General features: G+C 69.0%; 18 protein-coding genes. 8 read left to right on the forward strand and 10 right to left on the reverse strand.

From position 1 onward, the window contains the following. The gene (locus RS82_RS08235) at window positions 1-264 is read right to left on the reverse strand and encodes a hypothetical protein (protein ID WP_045298179.1); all 264 of its coding nucleotides are present in this window, start codon (window positions 262-264) and stop codon (window positions 1-3) included. A gap of 197 nt (window positions 265-461) precedes the next feature. On the opposite strand from RS82_RS08235, the gene RS82_RS08240 reads away from it, so the two are divergent. Further along, window positions 462-845 (forward strand): cold-shock protein, encoded by a 384-nt coding sequence (locus RS82_RS08240; RefSeq protein WP_045298181.1) that lies wholly within the window; start codon window positions 462-464, stop codon window positions 843-845. Then, window positions 829-1,836: a DUF3027 domain-containing protein gene (locus RS82_RS21985; RefSeq protein ID WP_157005484.1), complete on the forward strand. Its 1,008-nt coding sequence runs from the start codon at window positions 829-831 to the stop codon at window positions 1,834-1,836. The genes RS82_RS08240 and RS82_RS21985 overlap by 17 nt, the downstream gene beginning before the upstream one ends. A 74-nt stretch (window positions 1,837-1,910) precedes the next feature. On the opposite strand, the gene RS82_RS08250 is transcribed toward RS82_RS21985, so the two are convergent. From RS82_RS08250 to RS82_RS08275, 6 genes are all read right to left on the reverse strand, one after another. Then, complete coding sequence (locus RS82_RS08250; protein ID WP_045298183.1) at window positions 1,911-4,253, reverse strand: exo-beta-d-1,3/1,6-glucosidase; 2,343 nt, start codon at window positions 4,251-4,253, stop codon at window positions 1,911-1,913. Beyond that, entirely contained in the window at window positions 4,250-5,302 is a 1,053-nt protein-coding gene (locus RS82_RS08255) for an ABC transporter permease (RefSeq protein WP_245619550.1), read from the reverse strand. The genes RS82_RS08250 and RS82_RS08255 overlap by 4 nt, the downstream gene beginning before the upstream one ends. 2 nt (window positions 5,303-5,304) lie before the next feature. Continuing rightward, the gene (locus RS82_RS08260; RefSeq protein WP_045298185.1) at window positions 5,305-6,384 is read right to left on the reverse strand and encodes an ABC transporter permease; all 1,080 of its coding nucleotides are present in this window, start codon (window positions 6,382-6,384) and stop codon (window positions 5,305-5,307) included. Continuing rightward, window positions 6,381-7,190, reverse strand: coding sequence for an ABC transporter ATP-binding protein (locus tag RS82_RS08265; protein WP_045298188.1), 810 nt, complete (start codon window positions 7,188-7,190; stop codon window positions 6,381-6,383). Before RS82_RS08265 ends, RS82_RS08260 begins: the two co-directional genes overlap by 4 nt. Next, window positions 7,187-8,011, reverse strand: a complete 825-nt coding sequence (locus RS82_RS08270) for an ABC transporter ATP-binding protein (protein ID WP_045298191.1) — start codon at window positions 8,009-8,011, stop codon at window positions 7,187-7,189. Before RS82_RS08270 ends, RS82_RS08265 begins: the two co-directional genes overlap by 4 nt. Window positions 8,012-8,085: 74 nt before the next feature. Continuing rightward, window positions 8,086-9,738, reverse strand: a complete 1,653-nt coding sequence (locus RS82_RS08275) for an ABC transporter substrate-binding protein (protein ID WP_045298193.1) — start codon at window positions 9,736-9,738, stop codon at window positions 8,086-8,088. Between the two features lie 198 nt (window positions 9,739-9,936). Between RS82_RS08275 and RS82_RS08280 the strand changes: the two genes are divergently transcribed. Continuing rightward, complete coding sequence (locus RS82_RS08280) at window positions 9,937-10,611, forward strand: TetR/AcrR family transcriptional regulator (RefSeq protein ID WP_045298195.1); 675 nt, start codon at window positions 9,937-9,939, stop codon at window positions 10,609-10,611. On the opposite strand, the gene serC is transcribed toward RS82_RS08280, so the two are convergent. Then, window positions 10,587-11,702 carry a phosphoserine transaminase gene (gene serC / locus RS82_RS08285; RefSeq protein WP_045298197.1) on the reverse strand — a complete coding sequence of 372 codons (1,116 nt, stop codon included), beginning with the start codon at window positions 11,700-11,702 and terminating at the stop codon, window positions 10,587-10,589. The two genes, RS82_RS08280 and serC, sit on opposite strands and share 25 nt — an antisense overlap. A gap of 432 nt (window positions 11,703-12,134) precedes the next feature. On the opposite strand from serC, the gene RS82_RS08290 reads away from it, so the two are divergent. The 4 genes from RS82_RS08290 to RS82_RS08305 all read left to right on the forward strand — a co-directional run bounded on the left by RS82_RS08290 (window position 12,135) and on the right by RS82_RS08305 (window position 16,029). Continuing rightward, window positions 12,135-12,968, forward strand: a complete 834-nt coding sequence (locus tag RS82_RS08290) for an endonuclease domain-containing protein (RefSeq protein ID WP_045298198.1) — start codon at window positions 12,135-12,137, stop codon at window positions 12,966-12,968. A gap of 252 nt (window positions 12,969-13,220) precedes the next feature. After that, window positions 13,221-13,922: an iron-dependent transcriptional repressor DtxR gene (locus tag RS82_RS08295; protein ID WP_045298199.1), complete on the forward strand. Its 702-nt coding sequence runs from the start codon at window positions 13,221-13,223 to the stop codon at window positions 13,920-13,922. 313 nt (window positions 13,923-14,235) lie between these two features. Next, entirely contained in the window at window positions 14,236-15,150 is a 915-nt protein-coding gene (locus RS82_RS08300) for a M23 family metallopeptidase (RefSeq protein ID WP_045298200.1), read from the forward strand. 381 nt (window positions 15,151-15,531) lie between these two features. After that, a complete protein-coding gene (locus RS82_RS08305) occupies window positions 15,532-16,029 on the forward strand; it encodes an HNH endonuclease (RefSeq protein WP_045298202.1) in 498 nt (165 codons plus the stop codon). 12 nt (window positions 16,030-16,041) lie between these two features. Here RS82_RS08305 and RS82_RS08310 read toward each other — a convergent pair whose 3' ends face one another. Beyond that, window positions 16,042-16,443 (reverse strand): hypothetical protein, encoded by a 402-nt coding sequence (locus RS82_RS08310; RefSeq protein ID WP_045298205.1) that lies wholly within the window; start codon window positions 16,441-16,443, stop codon window positions 16,042-16,044. 102 nt (window positions 16,444-16,545) lie between these two features. After that, window positions 16,546-17,070, reverse strand: a complete 525-nt coding sequence (locus tag RS82_RS08315; RefSeq protein ID WP_045298207.1) for a MarR family winged helix-turn-helix transcriptional regulator — start codon at window positions 17,068-17,070, stop codon at window positions 16,546-16,548. 39 nt (window positions 17,071-17,109) lie between these two features. On the opposite strand from RS82_RS08315, the gene RS82_RS08320 reads away from it, so the two are divergent. Continuing rightward, window positions 17,110-18,009: an EamA family transporter gene (locus RS82_RS08320; RefSeq protein WP_045298210.1), complete on the forward strand. Its 900-nt coding sequence runs from the start codon at window positions 17,110-17,112 to the stop codon at window positions 18,007-18,009. The last annotated feature ends 29 nt before the right edge of the window (window positions 18,010-18,038 follow it).

The raw sequence follows: 18,038 nt of genomic DNA on the forward strand, positions 1-18,038 counted from the left end.
TCAGCCCCCTCTGTTCGCCCGGGCCCTCCGCACGAAGCTCATGATGAGGACTGCGAGCAGCAGCGCGAACGCGACGATGGGGGCGATGTACACCAGCACGCCGACCATCGGCCAGATGCCTGTACTCATGTCGGCCCCGGAGGCCGACGCGATCATGATCGCGAAGAAGCTCACGATCGAGAGCACGAGCAGGCCCAGCGACATGAAGGCCAGGACGCGGTCGATGCGGCGGACGGGGACGTCGCCGGAGGGGTTCGTGCTCATCCGCACCAGCCTACTCGCTGACGTCCGCGCCGCGGTCCGAAGGCGCGCGTCTGAGATCGCGCAGGACGCATGCCTCACCGTGGGGTCGCGGGCGGACGCCGTGCCGTTAGGCTGGGAGGCGGGGTTGTACGATCCCGCTTTTGTCATGCTCTGTATCGCCCGCGACGCATCGCGGGCGCCGATCCAGCGAGGTTTCGATGCCCACCGGCAAGGTCAGGTTCTACGACGAGGAGAAGGGGTTCGGCTTCATCTCCTCCGAAGATGGTCAAGACGTCTTCCTGCACGCCTCTGCCCTTCCGCCCGGCACGCCCGCACCCAAGGCGGGAACCCGCCTCGAGTACGGGATCGCTGACGGCAAGCGCGGTCCGCAGGCCCTTTCGGTGCGCGTCCTCGAGGCTCCGGTGAGCCTCGCCAAGCGCTCCCGCAAGCCCGCCGACGACATGGCGATCATCATCGAGGACCTCGTGAAGCTCCTCGACGGCATCGGCGGAGACCTCCGCCACGGTCGCTACCCGAGCGGCGCGCACGCCAAGAAGGTCGCCGCGGTCCTGCGCAAGGTCGCCGATGAACTCGACGCCTGACCCGAGCGACCTTGTCGTCGACGCCCCCCAGGCCTCGGGCGACATGGTGACGGATGCCGCACCCGCCGCCGCGGACCAGGCACCGGCCGACGAGGTCGAGGTCGAATCCGTCGAGGTCGACGTGGCCGAGGTCGAGGTCGGCGCGGCCGAGGTCGAGATCGAAGCGACCGAGGTCGAGGTCGAAGCGACCCACGGTGCGCCGGCCGACGGCGCCGGGGAATCTTCGGAGACCGCTGAGGTCGTCGACGTCGTCGACGTCGTCGAGGTGGTCGAGGTCGTCGTGCCCGTCGACCCCGACCCGCAGCTGCTGGTTGCGCACGACCTGGCGCTCGCCGCGCTCCGCGAGATCACGCCCGAGGCCACGATCGGCGACCCCGCGGGCTACCGCGTCGAGGCCGACGGGGTCGTCTCGCTGCGCTTCGCGAATCGCCTCGCGGGCTACCCCGGCTGGTTCTGGACCGTCAGCCTCGCACGCGTCGACGACGCCGAGCCCACCGTGCTCGAGGTCGAGCTGCTCCCCGGCGACGGGGCGCTGCTCGCTCCGGACTGGGTGCCCTGGGCCGTGCGCCTCGCCGACTACCACGCAGCCCAGGCCGCTCTCGCGGAGGCCGCGCATGCGGACGACGACCAAGAGGACGACGATCACGAGGAGCTCGAAGACGTCGACGACCTCGACGCGTCCGACTTCGACGAGGACGGCTCGCCCATCCTCCACGCCGGCGACGTCGACGGCGTCGACATCGACGAGCTCGCCGATGCCTCGGCCGAGGACGAGCACGACGATGACTCGGACGACGACGAGGACGACTTCGACGAGGACGAGTCGGGTGACGAGGACGACTTCGACGAAGATGACTCGGACGACGACGAGGACGACTTCGACGAGGACGGCTTCGACGACTCCGACGAGGACGATTCAGACGAGGACGACGACTCCGACGAGGACGATTCAGACGAGGACGACGGGCGCTTCGACCCCGAAGGCTCCTGACCGCGTCCAGGCACGACGAAGGGGTGGATTCCCGCCGCCCGCAGCGCGGGGGAATCCACCCCTTCGCGTTTCCCTCAGCGCCGCTCGACCACGTTCGCGGCGGCGGCCGCTGACGGCGCAGCCGCGTCGGCGACGTGGAAGCGGGCACTGAGCAGCACGTCGTCGCCAGACGAGGGCCCCACCAGGAGCTCGAACTCGCCGGCTTCGACGAGGCGGCGGCCCGCGGCATCCACGATCGTGCACTCCGCGACGGGAAGCGACAGCTCGACCGTCACCGTCTCGCCGGGCTGCAGCTCGACGTGGCGGTAGGCCTTGAGCTCCTTGTCGGCCCAGCTGACCGAGGTCACGCTGTCGCGCACGTACACCTGCACGATCTCGTGCGCGGGTCGGTCACCCGTGTTGTGCAGGTCGACGAGCGCGCGCACCGTGTCTTCGCGGCGCAGGTCGGCCTCGACGACGCGCAGAGCGGAGTACTCGACCGTCGTGTACGACAGGCCCTCGCCGAACGCGAAGGCAGGGCTCTGCGTGAGGTCGGCGTAGCGGTCGCCGTGCTGGCCGCGGATCTGGTTGTAGTAGATCGGCAGCTGGCCCGCGTGGCGTGCGAACGAGATCGGCAGGCGACCGCTCGGCTCGATGAGTCCGAGCAGCAGCTCGGCCACCGCCTGGCCGCCGCGCATGCCGGGGTTCGCCGCCCACAGCAGGGCGGCAGCATCCGTCACGGTCCTCGGCAGCACGTGCGGCTTCGAAGCCAGCAGCACCACCACGAGGGGAGTGCCGGTCGCCGCCAGGGCCTCGAGCAGTGCGAGCTGCCCGCCGACGAGCTCGAGCGTCGCCGTCGAGCGGCCCTCGCCCACGAGCTCGATGCGGTCGCCGACGACGGCGACGACACAGTCCGCGCCCTCGGCGGCGGCCACCGCTTCGGCGATGAGGTCCGCATCGGGTGCGCTCGGCAGGACCACCTGGGGCCGGGGCTGACCGTCGGGGAAGAACGCACCCTCCGGGTCCTCCTCGAGCGCGAGGATGTCGGCGCCGCGGGCATGGGTGATCTCCCAGTCCGCAGGGGCGTGTGCACGCAGCCCATCGAGCACCGTCGAGATCATCTCGCGCGGGTGGCCGTCAGGGATCCAGTCGACCTGTCCCGACGAGCCGGCCCAGTCGCCCAGCTGCGTCTGCGCGTCGTCGGCGAGCGGGCCGACCACCGCGATACGGCGGGAACCGGATGCTGCGGCCACCGCCCTCCCGGACTCGTCGGCGGTGAGCCCGCCGGCGAGCGGCAGCGTGCCGTCGTTGGCGAGCAGCACCAATGAGCGACGCGCGACCTCGAGGTTGAGCGCCGTGTGGCCGGCGGAGCCGACCGCGGTGGCGATGCGCTCGCGGTCGGGCAGGCGCGGGTCCTCGAAGAGGCCGAACTCGAACTTCAGCAGCAGGATGCGCGCGACGGCGCGGTCGAGCGCCTCCTCGGTCAGGAGTCCCTGCGCGAGCGCGTCCTGGGCGCCCTGGAAGAACCCGGGCGTCGTCATGATCATGTCGTTGCCCGCCAGCACGGCGGCCGCGGCGGCGTGGGCGTAGTCGGGCTGCACCTTCTGCTCCCACACCATGCGTCCGACGTTGTCCCAGTCGGTGATGAGGGTGCCGGTGTACCCCCACTCGCCGCGCAGCACGTCGTTCAACAGCCAGTCGTTGACCGTGATCGGCACGCCGTCGGTGGTCTGGTAGCCGAGCATGAACGTGCGGCATCCCTCCTTCGCCACCCGCTCGAACGGAGGGAGGAACCACGAGCGCAGCTTTCGGCGCGAGAGGTCGGCCTCGCTCGCATCGCGGCCGCCCTGCGTCTCGGAGTACCCGGCGAAGTGCTTCGCCGTGGCGAGGATCGCGGTGGGGTCGTCGAGGCCGCCCCCCTGGTAACCGCGCACCATCGCCGAGGCGAGCTCGCCGATGAGGAACGGGTCCTCGCCGAACGTCTCGTCGACGCGGCCCCAGCGGAGGTCTCGCGTGATGCACAGCACCGGCGAGAAGGTCCAGTGGATGCCGGTGGCCGAGACCTCGACGGCCGTGGCACGCGCGACGCGCTCGGCCAGCCCGGCATCCCACGTCGCGGCCATGCCCAGCTGGGTCGGGTAGATCGTGGCGCCCTCCCAGAAGGAGTGGCCGTGGATGCAGTCCTCGCCGACGAGCAGCGGGATCTTCAGCCGGGTCTGCAGGGTCAGCTCGCGGGCGCGGAGCACCTTCTCGGGCGACGCGTGCAGGATCGAGCCGGCGTGCATCCGCACGACCTGGTCCTCGAGGTCGTCGCGCGCATCGAGCTGCAGCATCTGGCCGATCTTCTCCTCGACCGTCATACGGCCGAGGAGATCGGCGATGCGATCGGCGACCGGCAGCGAGATGTCGAGGTAGTTCGGAATGGTCGCGGTGGTCACGCGTTCTCCTGGGTCTTCACGTCGGTGCGCACGACGGTCACGGTGTCGTTCACGTTCATGCCCTTCTTCTTCATGGCCCGGGCGCGCTCCCCGGCGGACCGCAGGCGCGGGTTGACGTACTCGTCGATGCCGAAGTTGATCAGTGAGAGCGCGACGCCGATCGCGGCGATGCACAGGCCTGGGGGCAGGAACCACCACCACTGTCCCTGACGGAAAGCGCCTTGCGCGCTCGCCCAGTTGAGGATGGTGCCCCAGTTGTAGGTCGTCACCGGAATGATGCCGATGTACGACAAGGTCGTGAGGCCGATGATCGCGGCCGTGACGGTGCCCACGAAGCTGGCCGCGATGAGCGCCATGAGGTTCGGGAGCATCTCCACCGTGATGATCCGCCGCAGCGGTTCGCCGTTGGCCCTGGCGGCCTGCACGAAGTCCCGGCTGCGCAGCGACATGGTCTGGGCGCGCAGCACGCGCGCGCCCCACGCCCAGCCGATGAGGCCGAGCACTCCCGCGATGAGGATGAGGGGCGGATCCTCGAACATCGACGCGACGATGATGATCAGCGGGATGCCGGGGATCACGAGGAAGACGTTGGTGAGAGCAGACAGGCCCTCGCCGCGCCACCCGCGAAGGTAGCCCGACAGGACGCCGACGATGATCGCGATGACGGTGGCGATGATCGCCGCGAGGAAACCCACCACGATGACGCCGCGCGTGCCGTGGATCACCTGGCTCAGCACGTCCTCGCCGATGTGCGTCGTGCCGAGCCAGTGCTCCGCGGACGGCGGCTGGAAGCGCGCCGTGTTGTCGACCTTGGTGGGGGAGTAGGGGGCCAGCACGTCGGCGAAGATCGCGACGAGCACGAAGAATCCGAGGATCGACAGGCCCGTGATGGACTTCCTGTTGCGGAACATCGCGAACGCGGCGCCCAGCTTCGACCAGAAGCCGGGCCTCTTGACTCGCTTGCCGGCGGGGGCGGGGCTGCGCACGGCGGCCGTGGCGGGCGTGTTCGCCGGGCGCTGCGCCGTCGTGGCGTCTCCGATCGTGTTCATGCTCAGGCCTCCGTCTGGCGCGTGCGCGGGTCGAGGAACGCATAGGCGACGTCCGCGAGGAGGTTCGCCAGGAGCACGGAGATCGTGATCACGAGGAACACCCCCTGCATGAGGGCGTAGTCCTTGGCGTTGGTGGCATCGAGCAGCAGCTTGCCGACACCGGGATAGCTGAACACCACCTCCATCACGATCGTGCCGCCGACGATGAAGCCGAGGGCCAGCGCGAAGCTCTGGATCTGCGGGAGAACGGCGTTGCGCGCGGCGTAGCGCCAGAGCACCCGGTCGTTCGGCATGCCCTTGGCCTGCGCGACGGTGACGTAGTCCTCGTCGAGCACCGTGAGCATCATGTTGCGCATGCCCAGCATCCAGCCGCCGAGCGAGGCGATGACGATCGTCGCCGCAGGAAGGAAGCCGTGGTGGATTACGTCGCCGACGAACTCCCACGACCACTCCGGCGCCACGCCGACGCCGTACGCCTTGCCGATGGGGAACCATCCGAGCGCGACCGAGAAGATCGAGATCGCCAGCAGACCCAGCCAGAAGTAGGGGATGGTGCTGAAGAAGGTGGTGATCGGGATCAGGACGTCGAGCCGGCTGCCGCGGCGCCAGCCGACGATCGCGCCGCCGATGGTGCCGACCGCGAACGCGATGAGCGTCGCGAAGCCGACGAGGGCGACGGTCCAGATCAGGGACTGGCCGACCACCTCGGTCACCGGTCGCATGCCGTGCAGCAGGGAGATGCCGAGGTCACCGCGCAAGAGGTGTGCCCAGTAGTCGACGTATTGCTGCCAGAGGGAGGCGTCGGTGTCGAGTCCGAGCAGGGCGCGAAGGGCGTCCGCCGCCTCGGGCGTGACGTTGCGGTTGCGGGCGAGGTACGCGGTCACCGCGTCGCCCTTCATCAGGCGCGGCAGGAAGAAGTTGATCGTGATCGCCGCCCAGAGCGTGAACAGATAGAACAGGGCGCGGTTGCCGAGGAACCGCCAGGGGATGCGCGCGCGGCCCTTGACGGCGCCGGTCGCGCTCGTTCCCGCCTCGATCGCGTCGAAGTCCGGGGCCGGGAGCTGGGGGGCGATGGCGCTCACTTCTCACCTCCGAGGATGCCGGCTGCGTGCGCGAAATACGTGTCGGGATCGGGGGACGCCGCGCGCAGCTCTTGGGTATAGGGGTTCTGAGGGTTGAGGATCACGTCGTCGGCGGGACCCCGCTCGACGACCCGTCCCTGGTTGAGCACGAGGATCTCGTCGCTGAAATGGCGAGCCGTGGCGAGGTCGTGCGTGATGTAGAGCACGCCCAGACCGTGTTCACGCTGCAGGTCGGCGAGCAGGTTCAGGACCCCGAGGCGGATCGACACGTCGAGCATCGAGACCGGCTCGTCGGCCACGAGCAGCTTCGGGCGCGATGCCAGGGCGCGCGCGATCGCGACGCGCTGACGCTGGCCGCCGGACAGCTCGTGCGGCCGGCGGTCGATGACGGCGTCGGCATCGAGCCGGACGCGGCCGAGGAGACGACGGACCTCGTCGTCCAGCTGGTCCTTCGGCACGACCTTGTCGAGCTCGAGCGGCCGCTGGATGGCGTACCGGATGGTGTGGTACGGGTTCAGCGACGCGAACGGATCCTGGAAGACCATGCGCAGCTGCTGACGGTAGGCGCGAAGGCCCTTGCCGCGACGGGGGATCGGCGCTCCGTCGAGGCGCACCTCGCCGCTGGTGGGCGACTCGAGCTGGGTGAGGATCTTGGCGATGGTCGACTTGCCGCTGCCGGACTGGCCGACGAGGCCGATGGTCTGGCCGGAGCGGAGCGTGAAGCTCACGTCGTCGAGGGCCTTCATCTGGCCGGCACCGCGCACGGAGTACACCTTGGTGACGGCGTCGAATTCGAGGACGGTCATCGCAGGACCACCCCTCTCTCTCCGGTGAGTCTGGGGAACGAGGCCAAGAGCGTCCGGGTGTACTCGTCCTGCGGATCGGTCCAGACCCGCTCGGCGGTGTCGAGCTCGACGATCTCGCCCTCCCGCATGATCGCGATGCGGTCGCTGATCTCGAGCAGCAGAGGCAGGTCGTGGGTGATGAAGATGACCGAGAAGCCGAACTCGTGGCGCAGGTGGGAGATCTGACGCAGGATCTCGCGCTGCACGAGCACGTCGAGTGCCGTCGTGGGCTCGTCCATCACCATCAGCTGTGGGCGCAGCGCGAGGGCCATGGCGATCATGACGCGCTGGCGCATGCCGCCCGACAGCTCGTGCGGGTACGAGCGGTAGCGCTGCGCGCCGACCTTGACGATCTCGAGGAGCTCGACGACCTCGGAACGCCGCTGCGCGCGCGAGAGGTCCGGGCGATGCACCTCGAAGACGTCCTCCAGCTGGGAACCGATCGTGGCGACAGGATTCAGCGAGTTCATCGCGCCCTGGAAGACCATCGAGATCTTGTCCCAACGGAAGCGGCGCATCTCCTCGGCCTCGAGGCCGTTGATGTCGACGTCCTCGCCGTTCGCGTCGTGGAAGACGACGGACCCGCTCGTGATGACCGCCGGGGGCTTGAGGAGGCGCTGGATGCCGTAGGCGAGCGTGGTCTTGCCGCACCCGCTCTCGCCGGCGAGTCCGAGGATCTCGCCGCGCTGAAGTTCGAGGGTGACGTTCTTGACCGCCTTCACGGGGGGATCGACGTCGTAGACGATCGAGAAGTCGTGGACGGAGAGCAGCGAATCTCTCATCGGTGCTGGCTCGCTTTCGTGTGGGTGACGTGCGGGCGGGGCGGATGCGTGCGCATCCGCCCCGCCGCGGTGTGTCATTCGGCGGGCTGCAGCTTGGTCAGGATCTGCACGATCGCCGGCTGCGTCGGGTCCGCCGAGGCGTACTGGTCGTCCGCAGACGGCCATCCGACGTAGTTGCGGGTGTTGAACTCGCCCAGCAGCGGGTGCGCACCCAGCGGGATGACGGGAACGTTCTCGACGAACGCCTTCTCGATCACCGCGATGGCGGCGTCACGGTCGGCGTCGGACGACGCGTTCGCGTAGGTGTTCAGCGCCGCGGTGACCTCGGGGTCGTCGAAGCGTCCGAAGTTGAAGGCCGCCTTGCCGTCGACGATCCACTTCGGATCCATCGCCGACGTGTACAGGCCGTACGCGTTGCCGGTGTCTTCGAGCCAGTGGATGATCGCCTGGAACGTGCCCTCCTGGCGCGCGGCATCCCAGCCGCCCCAGTCCGGCTGGTCGACCTTGACCTCGATGCCGAGGCCCTCCTTGAGCTCCTCGGCGAGGAGCGCCTGCTCGGTGTTCCAGTCGCTCCAGCCCGCGGGCACCGAGATCGAGAACGTGACGTCCTCGCCGTCGGGGTCGACGAGGGTCTCGCCGTCCCACGTGTAGCCGGCGTCGGTCAGGATCTGGCGAGCCTTGTCGATGTCGACCTCGTAGTTCTGGCCGGCGTACTCGGGCACGATCTCGTCTTCGAGGAGAGTGCCGAGACCTGTCACGCTCCAGATCGCCTCGCTCGCGCCCTCGCGTGCGATGTCGACGTAAGCCTGGCGGTCGATCGTCCACGCCAGCGCCTGACGGAGGGCCGGGTCGTTGAACGGCTTGGTCTGCAGGTTCATGAACAGCGTGCCCGCGCCCGCGGTGGGAGACGCGAGGAACTTGTTGTCGGGATCGGCCGACAGGTAGCTGTCCTCGATCTGCGGGATGAATGCCTGAGCCCAGTCTGCCTCGCCGGTCGCGAGGGCGGTCGTCAGGGCCGCGTTGTCGCCATACGAGACGTAGTGAAGCTCTGGCACGGCCAGCTCGCCGCCCCAGTAGTCGGGGTTCGCGGCGAGGGTGACCGACTCGGTCGTCCACGAGTCGAGCACGTACGGGCCGGTGCCGACAGCCTGGCCCTCACCGGTGACGGGGTCGGTGTTCGGGTCCTTGATGTCCTTCCAGATGTGCTCGGGCACGATCTGGAAGTGGAGCACGCGCGCCTGCTGCGTGTACTTCGAGCTGTTGAAGTCGATGGTGACGGTGTCGCCGTCGACCGTGACGCTCTTGAGGTCGAGCGCGTTGGTGTCGTTGAGCTTGCCGTCGAGCACCTGGTTGTACGAGAAGGCGATGTCGTCTGCCGTGAAGTCCTCGCCGTCGCTCCACTTCACGCCGCTGCGCGCGACGGCGGTGAGTTGCGTGTAGTCGTCGTTCCACTCCACGGACTCCGCGAGCCAGGGTGTGGTCCCCAGGTCGCCGGTCGGGTTCACGAGGGCGAGCGACTCGAAGATGACCTTGCCGTAGCCGTACTTCGAGGCCGAAGAGTCGCCCAGGTAAGGGTTGTTCGACTCCGTGGTGATCGCACCGTCGGGCTTCGCGATGGTGAGCGCCGCTCCTGCGGAGTCGGCGTCGCTGCCGCCGCCGCCCGCGCAGCCGGTGAGCACCAGCGCCGCGGCGACACCGACGGCGGCGAGGGATGTTCTGAGCCTCATTGCTTCTCCTAGATATGTGCACGACATCGTGTCTCCCAGGGGATGACGACGGCGTCAGGGTGATTGCCGGATCAACTTACAATCAAGTAAGTAACTTCGCAAGTAAGGTGATCCGGTGCGTGCGGGCAGGTCGTGCGTAGACTCACAGGCGCGGCGAAGACCCATCCGATCCGCCGACGAAGAAGGGGGCGCCGACCGATGACGGCACAGCGTCGGCAGCCGCGTTCGCGGCCCGAGACACTCGCCCGCAGGCGCGACATCCTGGACGCGGCGGTCGAGATCTTCGGCAGCAAAGGGTTCGCGGGGGGTACGCTCCAGGAGATCGCCGACCAGGTGGGTATGACCCACGCGGGGATCCTGCATCACTTCGGCTCGAAGGACCAGCTGCTCATCGAAGTCCTCCAGCACCGCGACGAGACCGACGTGGCCGATTTGGAGGAACAGCACATCCCCGACGGGATGCCCCTCTTCCGTCACCTCGTTCGCACGGCGTTCGTCAACGAGCATCGTGCGGGGATCGTCCAGGCGTACGCGGTGCTCTCGGCCGAGTCCGTCACGGACGACCACCCGGGCCGGGCCTTCTTCGAGAAGCGCTACCGGACGCTGCGCTCGGAGGTCGCCCACGCATTCGAGGTCGTGTGCGCGGAACGCGGCATCACCACACCCGACACGATCGCCGACGCGTCGACGAGCATCCTCGCCGTCATGGACGGCCTGCAGGTGCAGTGGCTGCTCGATCCGACCGCCGTGGAGCTCGCGCGTGCATCGGAGTTCGCCATCGAGGCGATCGTGACTGCCGTGCTGTCGCCGACCCCGTCACCGCTCGCGGACGGGGCCGACGAACACGCTCAGCCGAGTCGCTCGAGCGTGTAGTCGATGCAGCGGATGAGCTGACGCACGTCGTCCGGGTCGATCGACACGAACGTCGCGATGCGCAGCTGGTTGCGTCCGAGCTTGCGATACGGCTCGGTGTCGACGATGCCGTTGGCGCGGAGGCTCTTCGCCACGGCCGCAGCATCCACCGACGCGTCGAAGTCGATCGTGACGACCACGGGGGAGCGGTCGGCCGCATCGGCGACGAACGGCGTCGCGAACTCGGATGCCTCGGCCCACTCGTACAGCGCCCGCGACGACTCGCGCGTGCGGGCGTCGGCCCACTGCAGGCCACCGGAGGAGAGGATCCAGTCGAGCTGCTTGTCGAGGAGGAACAGCGTGGCGAGCGCTGGGGTGTTGAGGGTCTGGTTGAGCCGCGAGTTGTCGAGCGCGTTCTTGAGGCTCAGGAACTCGGGGATGTAACGGCCCGACGCCGCGATGCGCTCGATGCGCTCGATCGCAGCCGGCGACACCAGCGCGAACCACAGGCCGCCGTCCGAGCCGAGGTTCTTCTGGGGGGCGAAGTAGTAGACGTCGGCCTGGTGCACCGAGAAGTCGATGCCGCCTGCCGCGCTCGTCGCGTCGATGACGGTGAGCGCGCCCTCGTCGCCGTTCACACGCGTGATCGGGGTCGACACGCCGGTCGAGGTCTCGTTGTGCGGCCAGGCGTAGACGTCGACGCCCTCGACCGCCTCGGCGACGGTGCTGGTGCCCGGGTCCGCCTTGCGGACGTCGGGTGCTTCGAGCCATGGTGTCTTCGCCGCGGCGGCGAACTTGCCGCCGAACTCGCCGAACACGAGGTTCTGGCTGCGCTTCTCGATCAGGCCGAAGGCGGCGGCATCCCAGAAGGCGGTCGATCCGCCGTTGCCCAGGATCACTTCGTAGCCGTGCGGAAGCCGGAACAGCTGGCTCAGCTCCGCCCGCACCTGGCCGACCAGATCCTTGACGGGCGCCTGCCGGTGCGACGTGCCCAGGAGTGCCGACCCGGGGCCCGCGAGCGCCTGGAGGTGCGCGGGCGCGATCTTCGACGGGCCGCAGCCGAACCGTCCGTCGGCGGGCAGGATCTCACGGGGCAGGAGGACGTGGGCCATGCGTCGATTCTAGAGATGCGCGCACCGCCGCCCCGCCCGCGTGACAGGTCGTGACGCTCGGGCCCGCTCAGGTCGCAGCATCCGTCCTCCTCTTCGACAGGTCAACCGGGCTTCCACAGGGAGACGGCGCGACCTCGGCTCATGCAGAACCCCGGTTGACCTGTCGAGCCGGGTGACCACGGCGAGATCAGACGTGGGGCGTGCGGCTACAGCTGCTGACAACCCTGCTGCGGGGGCGCTGCGCAGCATCCGTCCGCTACGACAGGTCAACCGGGCGTGCGCAGGATGCGATCCGGGGATCGGCTCGTGCAGAACCCCGGTTGACCTGTCGGCCTCCTTCACAGGGGAGGGGACGGATGCTGCGCACGCGAGTTGTTCTGATCGTGCCCAGTACGGCGGTGTGGGGCGTGGCGGAGCCGTGAGCATGCAGGGATGGCGGATCTCATGGTGGAGCTGCACGCACGTGGCGGCGTCGCGCTCAGAGCGGCGCTCATGAAGGCAGGGGTCAGCGGCTACACGATCGAGTGCGCGATGGCCGCGGGCCTCGTGACCAGGCCGCGGCGGGGATGGGTGGCAGTTCCGGATGCTGATCCCCACCTCATGGCGGCGGCGCGGGCGGGCGTGGTGCTCACGTGCATCACGCGGGCCAAGCGCTTAGGGCTGTGGGTCCTCGCCGAGGACGGCCCGCACGTCGGTGCGCCACCGAGCGCGTCGAGGCTGAAGCTGCAGAACCAGAAGGCGACCGTGCACTGGGCTCGGCCGCTCGAGCCGCGCGCGCCGGGAACGCTGGAGGACAGCATCCTGAACACGCTGCTGCTTGTCGCGCGGTGTCAGCCGCATGAGAGCGCGCTCGCCGTGTGGGAGTCCGCGCTCAACCTTCAACTCGTCGACAAGGCCGAACTCGCCCGCCTGCCTTTGGCGGAATCCGTTCGAGGACTCCTCGAGGAGGCGACCCCCTTCGCGGACTCGGGGCTGGAGACGATCTTCCGCACGCGGCTGCGTTGGCTCCGGCTTCCTCTCCGATCGCAGATCTGGATTCACGGGCATCGGGCGGACTTCCTCATCGGCGACCGGCTGGTCGTGCAGATCGACGGTGGGCACCACGTCGGGTTGCAGCGCGCCGAGGACGTCGCCCACGACGCGGCGCTCATGCTGCTCGGTCACCACGTCATCCGGGTGACCTACGTGCAGGTGATCGAGCGCTGGCACGAAGTGCAGGACCTGATCATGCGCGCGGTCGCGCAAGGCTTGCACCGGGCTTCCTGACGCTGTGCAGGGAGATCGTGTGACAGCATCCGCCCCTCCTCCGACCGGTCAACCGGGCTTCCACAGGGCGAGGGCGCGACCTCGGCTCATGCAGAACCCCGGTTGACCTGTCGAGCTGCTTCGCAGCGGGGAAGGGGAGCGGACGGATGCTGCCGCCCCAGGTCGTGCGGCGGACGCCGGCCCGGCAGGCCTCGGCGTCGGAAGCAGAGGATAGGCTGTCCTCAGCCCCTTGAGCCCCCTGAGGACACCGCGATGACCGACCTGATCGACACCACTGAGATGTACCTGCGCACGATCCTCGAGCTCGAGGAGGAGAACATCGTGCCGCTGCGGGCGCGCATCTCGGAGCGCCTCGGGCACTCCGGCCCGACGGTGTCGCAGACGATCGGCCGCATGGAGCGCGACGGCCTTGTCGTCGTCTCGGAGGACCGCACCCTCGAGCTCACGGACGCCGGGCGGCAGAAGGCCGTCGACGTCATGCGCAAGCACCGCCTCGCGGAGCGCCTGCTGTCCGATGTCATCGGCCTGGACTGGGCCTACGTGCATGAAGAGGCCTGCCGCTGGGAGCACGTGATGAGCGAGCAGGTCGAGCGTCGGCTCGTCGAGCTGCTGGGTCACCCCACCGAGTCGCCCTACGGCAACCCCATACCCGGCCTCGATCAGCTCGGCGACGTGCCGACCAACGGCTTCGAGCAGGGCGTCGTCGGCCTGGTGCGCCGTCTCAACGACGCCGGCGAGCCCATCAGCGGCACCGTGCGCCGCCTCGCCGAGCCGGCGCAGGTCGACCCCGAACTGCTGCAGCAGCTGAAGGGCGCCGGCGTCGTGCCGGGCGCCTTCGGCGACTACCGCTACAACGAGGGCTACGTCCTCGTGCAGATGCAGGGCAGCGACGAGGGTCTGGAGCTCCCGGTCGAGATCGCGTCGCACATCTTCCTCGTCGACGAGGTCCGCTGAGCTGGGCGCGTTCCGCTGAATGGGACGGTCCGGACGGTGTTTCCGGGCCTGGAGCGCTGTTCGACGGTGCCGGATGCCGCATTCCGCGGGCATCGTCGACGCACTGTGCGGAGATTGCCAGGCGAGGAGCGTGACATAACCGTGACCTTCGGGTAGCCTCGAAAAGTCCAACAGGCGAGAAGCCCGCCGTCCGGACCCCGCGTGGATTGCCTCACCGGCTCGTCGTCCACATGTGGTGAAGCCCGCACATCGTGCCCCGACACCGAGTGCTGACGAGCCAGGCGCCCCGGCGCAGAGGCGCCGGAGGACAAGTTTGGCTGAAGAGATCGAGTCGCACGCGAACGTGCCCGAGCACGCCGCGGCGGACCAGAACCGTCGTGCGCGCAATCGGAAGACCCCCGTGCGACGATCCCGCGCCGTCGCGCCCGCGAAGCCGACCGCGGCCACGGCGCAAGCCCGCCCCGCCGCGTCCTCGAAGAAGGGCCGAGTGGTCAAGCCGCTGCGCAGCCTCGTGGTGCTGACGATGGTGGGCGGTCTCGTCGCCACCGTCGCGATCCCGGCGTTCGCCGCAGGCGCCACCGCCGTTGCCGAGGATTCCAAGACGATTCAGCAGATGGCCGTCGACGACGCGCAGACGTTCGTCGCGGCATCCGACGCGAATGCCAGCGAGCTGTCGCGCGAGAGCTACGCGGCCACCACCGCGGAAGAGATCGAGAAGAAGAAGGCTGAAGAGGCCGCTGCCGAGCGGGCCCGTCAGGTCGCGGCCGCTGCCGCATCTGCGGCGAAATCGCGGGGCACGGTCCCGCAGAACATCGCCCTGACCTCGCCGGGAACCGGCGAGGTGCGCTGGCCCCTCCTCAATTTCACGAAGGGCCGCGGTCTCTGGGACTCCGGCTACCACCAGGGCGTCGACCTGCTCACCTCGTGCGGTACGCCGATCTACGCGGCAGCGGCGGGCGTGGTCAAGGTCTCGCAGGAGAGCTACGGCGGCTACGGTGTCGGCATCTCGATCGACCACGTCATCGGCGGCCAGCAGGTCAACACGCTCTACGGACACATGACCTACGGCAGCCGCCAGGTGTCGGTCGGCCAGAGCGTCTCGGCGGGCCAGCTCATCGGACTCGTCGGCAGCACCGGCAGCTCCACCGCGTGCCACCTGCACTTCGAGGTCCACATCAACGGCTCGGTCGTCGACCCGTGGGCGTGGCTGCAGACCAACGCAGGCTGAGCCCGGCGGGGCCTGACACACAGACCTTCTGCAATCACATCGGAGAACGGATGCCTCGAACCGAGGCATCCGTTCTCTTCTTCGTTACCCGACACGCCATCAGCCGTTCAGCCTTGCCGCGCCCCGGGCGTGTCGCGGTGGGTTACCCTAGGACTCGACGCTGAGAGAGCGGAGGGAGCCGATGGGCTGCACACCACGCATCCGAACCATGGATGCGCTTGGACGCCTCGTCCTTCGGCATTGCACGAGCGGATGCCGCGGCACTGCCGTGGCGCCAGGGCGCTGTCTGTAGACAGCGCCTTTTTTCATGCCCCTGCGCCCTTGATCGTCGCGCAAGTCGAATAACCGAGAAGCCGTCCCGGCCATTCGAGAGGATGATCAATGCGCACTCTGGTGCTGAATGCGGGCTACGAGCCCCTCGCGGTCGTGTCGTTCAAGCGGGCGCTCGTGCTCGTGATGAACGAGAAGGCCACCGTGGTGGAACACACCGAGACCGATCCGGTGTGGGGCACCCGACGATCGTACGAACGACCGGCCGTGATCATCCTCACCCGCTATGTGCGGGTGCCCGGCGGTCGCCACGTGCCGGTGACCCGTCGGGGCGTGCTCCGTCGCGACAACCACCACTGCGCCTACTGCGGCAAGGCCGCGTCGACGATCGACCACGTGCTGCCGCGCTCGCGCGGCGGGGCCGACTCGTGGGAGAACCTCGTTGCATGCTGCCTGCGGTGCAACAACATCAAGAGCGATCGCACGCCGCAGGAGATGCACTGGGAGCTGCGGTTCACGCCGCGACCGCCCCGAGGTGCGCAATGGACCGTCCGCGGCACGGAGCGCACCGACCCGCGATGGGAGCCGTACCTCGCCCTCGCGGCGTGATCGCATGCGGCGTCACGAGAGCGTGAGGCCCGCGACTTCGAGGGCGAGCAGCGTCGCGGTCACGAAAGCGAGCCCGGTGTAGACGAGGTCCTCGAACCAGTCGAACAGCCCGGGTCTGCGCGCGGGCATCATCTTCGGGTTGTAATAGAAGATCGACACCAGGATCACGAGCACGGAGAAGACGAGCCCGATCCAGGCTGCGAAGGGCACGCCCACGAAGAGCAGCACGATCACGATGGCGGCGAGCACGTACAGCCACAGCCCCTGGACGAAGGCCCGCATCGAGTCGTACCGCGACGTGCCCGCTTTGGCGGTCGCCCGCCAGAACTCGTAGATCAGCGACAGCGCGAACGACACGATCAGCACCCACGCCGACACTGATTCGAGCAGGCTGGGGTGAACGGCACCGTCCATGGGCTGGGCTCCTCGCAGGTCTCGTGGAGCGAGCCCACGGTCGGCCTCACGCTAGCGGGTCGCAGGCCGTGACGGGAAGATGCGTCCGTCGATGCTGGTGCGTCAGCTCCCGTCGAGGATGCGCAGCCAGCGGGTGAGGATCGGCTCGAGGGCCGCGGCATCCGTCGTCCCGAGCTCGTCGAGGATGCGGCGCTCGTTCGCGAGGTGCGCGGCGATGGCGCGATCGATGAGGTCCCGCCCTTCCGGGGTGAGTCGCACCAGGCGCTTCCGGGCGTCGGATGCCTCGGCTCGCCGCTCCACGAGCCCTCGGGCTTCGAGGCGGTCGACGCGCTTGGTCAGGCCGCCCGTGGTGACGAGGGTGTGGTCGGCGAGCTCGCCGGCGGCGCGTTCGAACGGCGTGCCGGCGCGGCGGAGCGTGGCCAGGACGTCGAACTCGCCCTCGCTGAGGCCGAACTCGCCGTAGACCGCGACGAGGCGCTCGGTGAGCTCGAGCGCGACGAGGTGCAGGCGCCCGATCACGCCCTGCGGCGACGGGTCGAGGTCGGGGCGCTCACGGCGCCACTCCCGCTGGATCTCACCGACGCGGTCGAGCGGTTCGTCGTGTGGGGAACGGTCGTCGGCGGCCATGCGACCATCTTATCTTCCCGGTAAGATAAAGTATCTTCCATGGAAGATAAGCGATGGATGTGGATCCTCGTGACGGCGATCGCCCCGATCGCGTGGGGGAGCGGGTATGTCGTCACGCACAGCCTGCTGCCGGCGGAATCCCCGCTGTGGGGCGGCGTGCTGCGGGCGCTTCCGGCTGGGCTCATCGTGCTGCTTCTCGCGCGCCGACTCCCGCGCGGATCGTGGTGGTGGCGCTCGCTCGTGCTCGGCACCCTGAACGTCGGCGGCTTCTTCGTGCTCGTGTACGTCGCCGGCCAGCGGTTGCCGTCGAGTCTGGCCGCGACGCTGATGTCGGCATCTGCGGCGTGCATGCTGCTGTTCGCGTGGCTGCTGCTGCGTCGCCGGCCGCGGCTCGCCGCCGTCGTGGGGGCGACCGTGGGCCTCGTCGGCGTGGGGGTGATGCTGGGCTTCGACGCGGAAGGCGCCGATCCTTGGGGTGTCGCCGCGTCGCTCGGTGCGATGGTCGCCTCGTCGATCGGGTTCGTGCTCACGGCGCGATGGGGCTCCGACGTCCCAGCGTTGCCGATGACGGCGTGGCAGCTCGTCGCCGGCTCGATCGTGCTGCTGCCGGCCGCGGTGCTGGTCGAAGGTGCCCCCCCGGCGCTCACCGTACCGTCGGCGCTCGGCTTCGCGTATCTCACGCTCGTCGCGACCGCGCTCGCGTACGTCGCGTGGTTCGCGGGGCTGCGACGCCTGTCTCCGGGTGCGGTCGGCGTGGTCGGACTGCTCAATCCGGTCACCGGCGTCGTTCTCGGGGTGGCGGTCGCGGGGGAGGCGTTCGGGGTGCCGCAGGCTGCGGGGGTCGGTCTCGTGCTCGTCGGGATCGTGCTGGGTGCGGCGCCTGCAGGTCGGGCTGCGCGCCTGGGTACCGCGCCATCTGCCTTGCAGTCTCGAACATAACTGTCGGAACCTGGTACTACGCTCATTCC

It is taken from the genome of Microbacterium trichothecenolyticum (assembly GCF_000956465.1).
In the GTDB taxonomy this organism is placed as follows: domain Bacteria; phylum Actinomycetota; class Actinomycetes; order Actinomycetales; family Microbacteriaceae; genus Microbacterium; species Microbacterium trichothecenolyticum.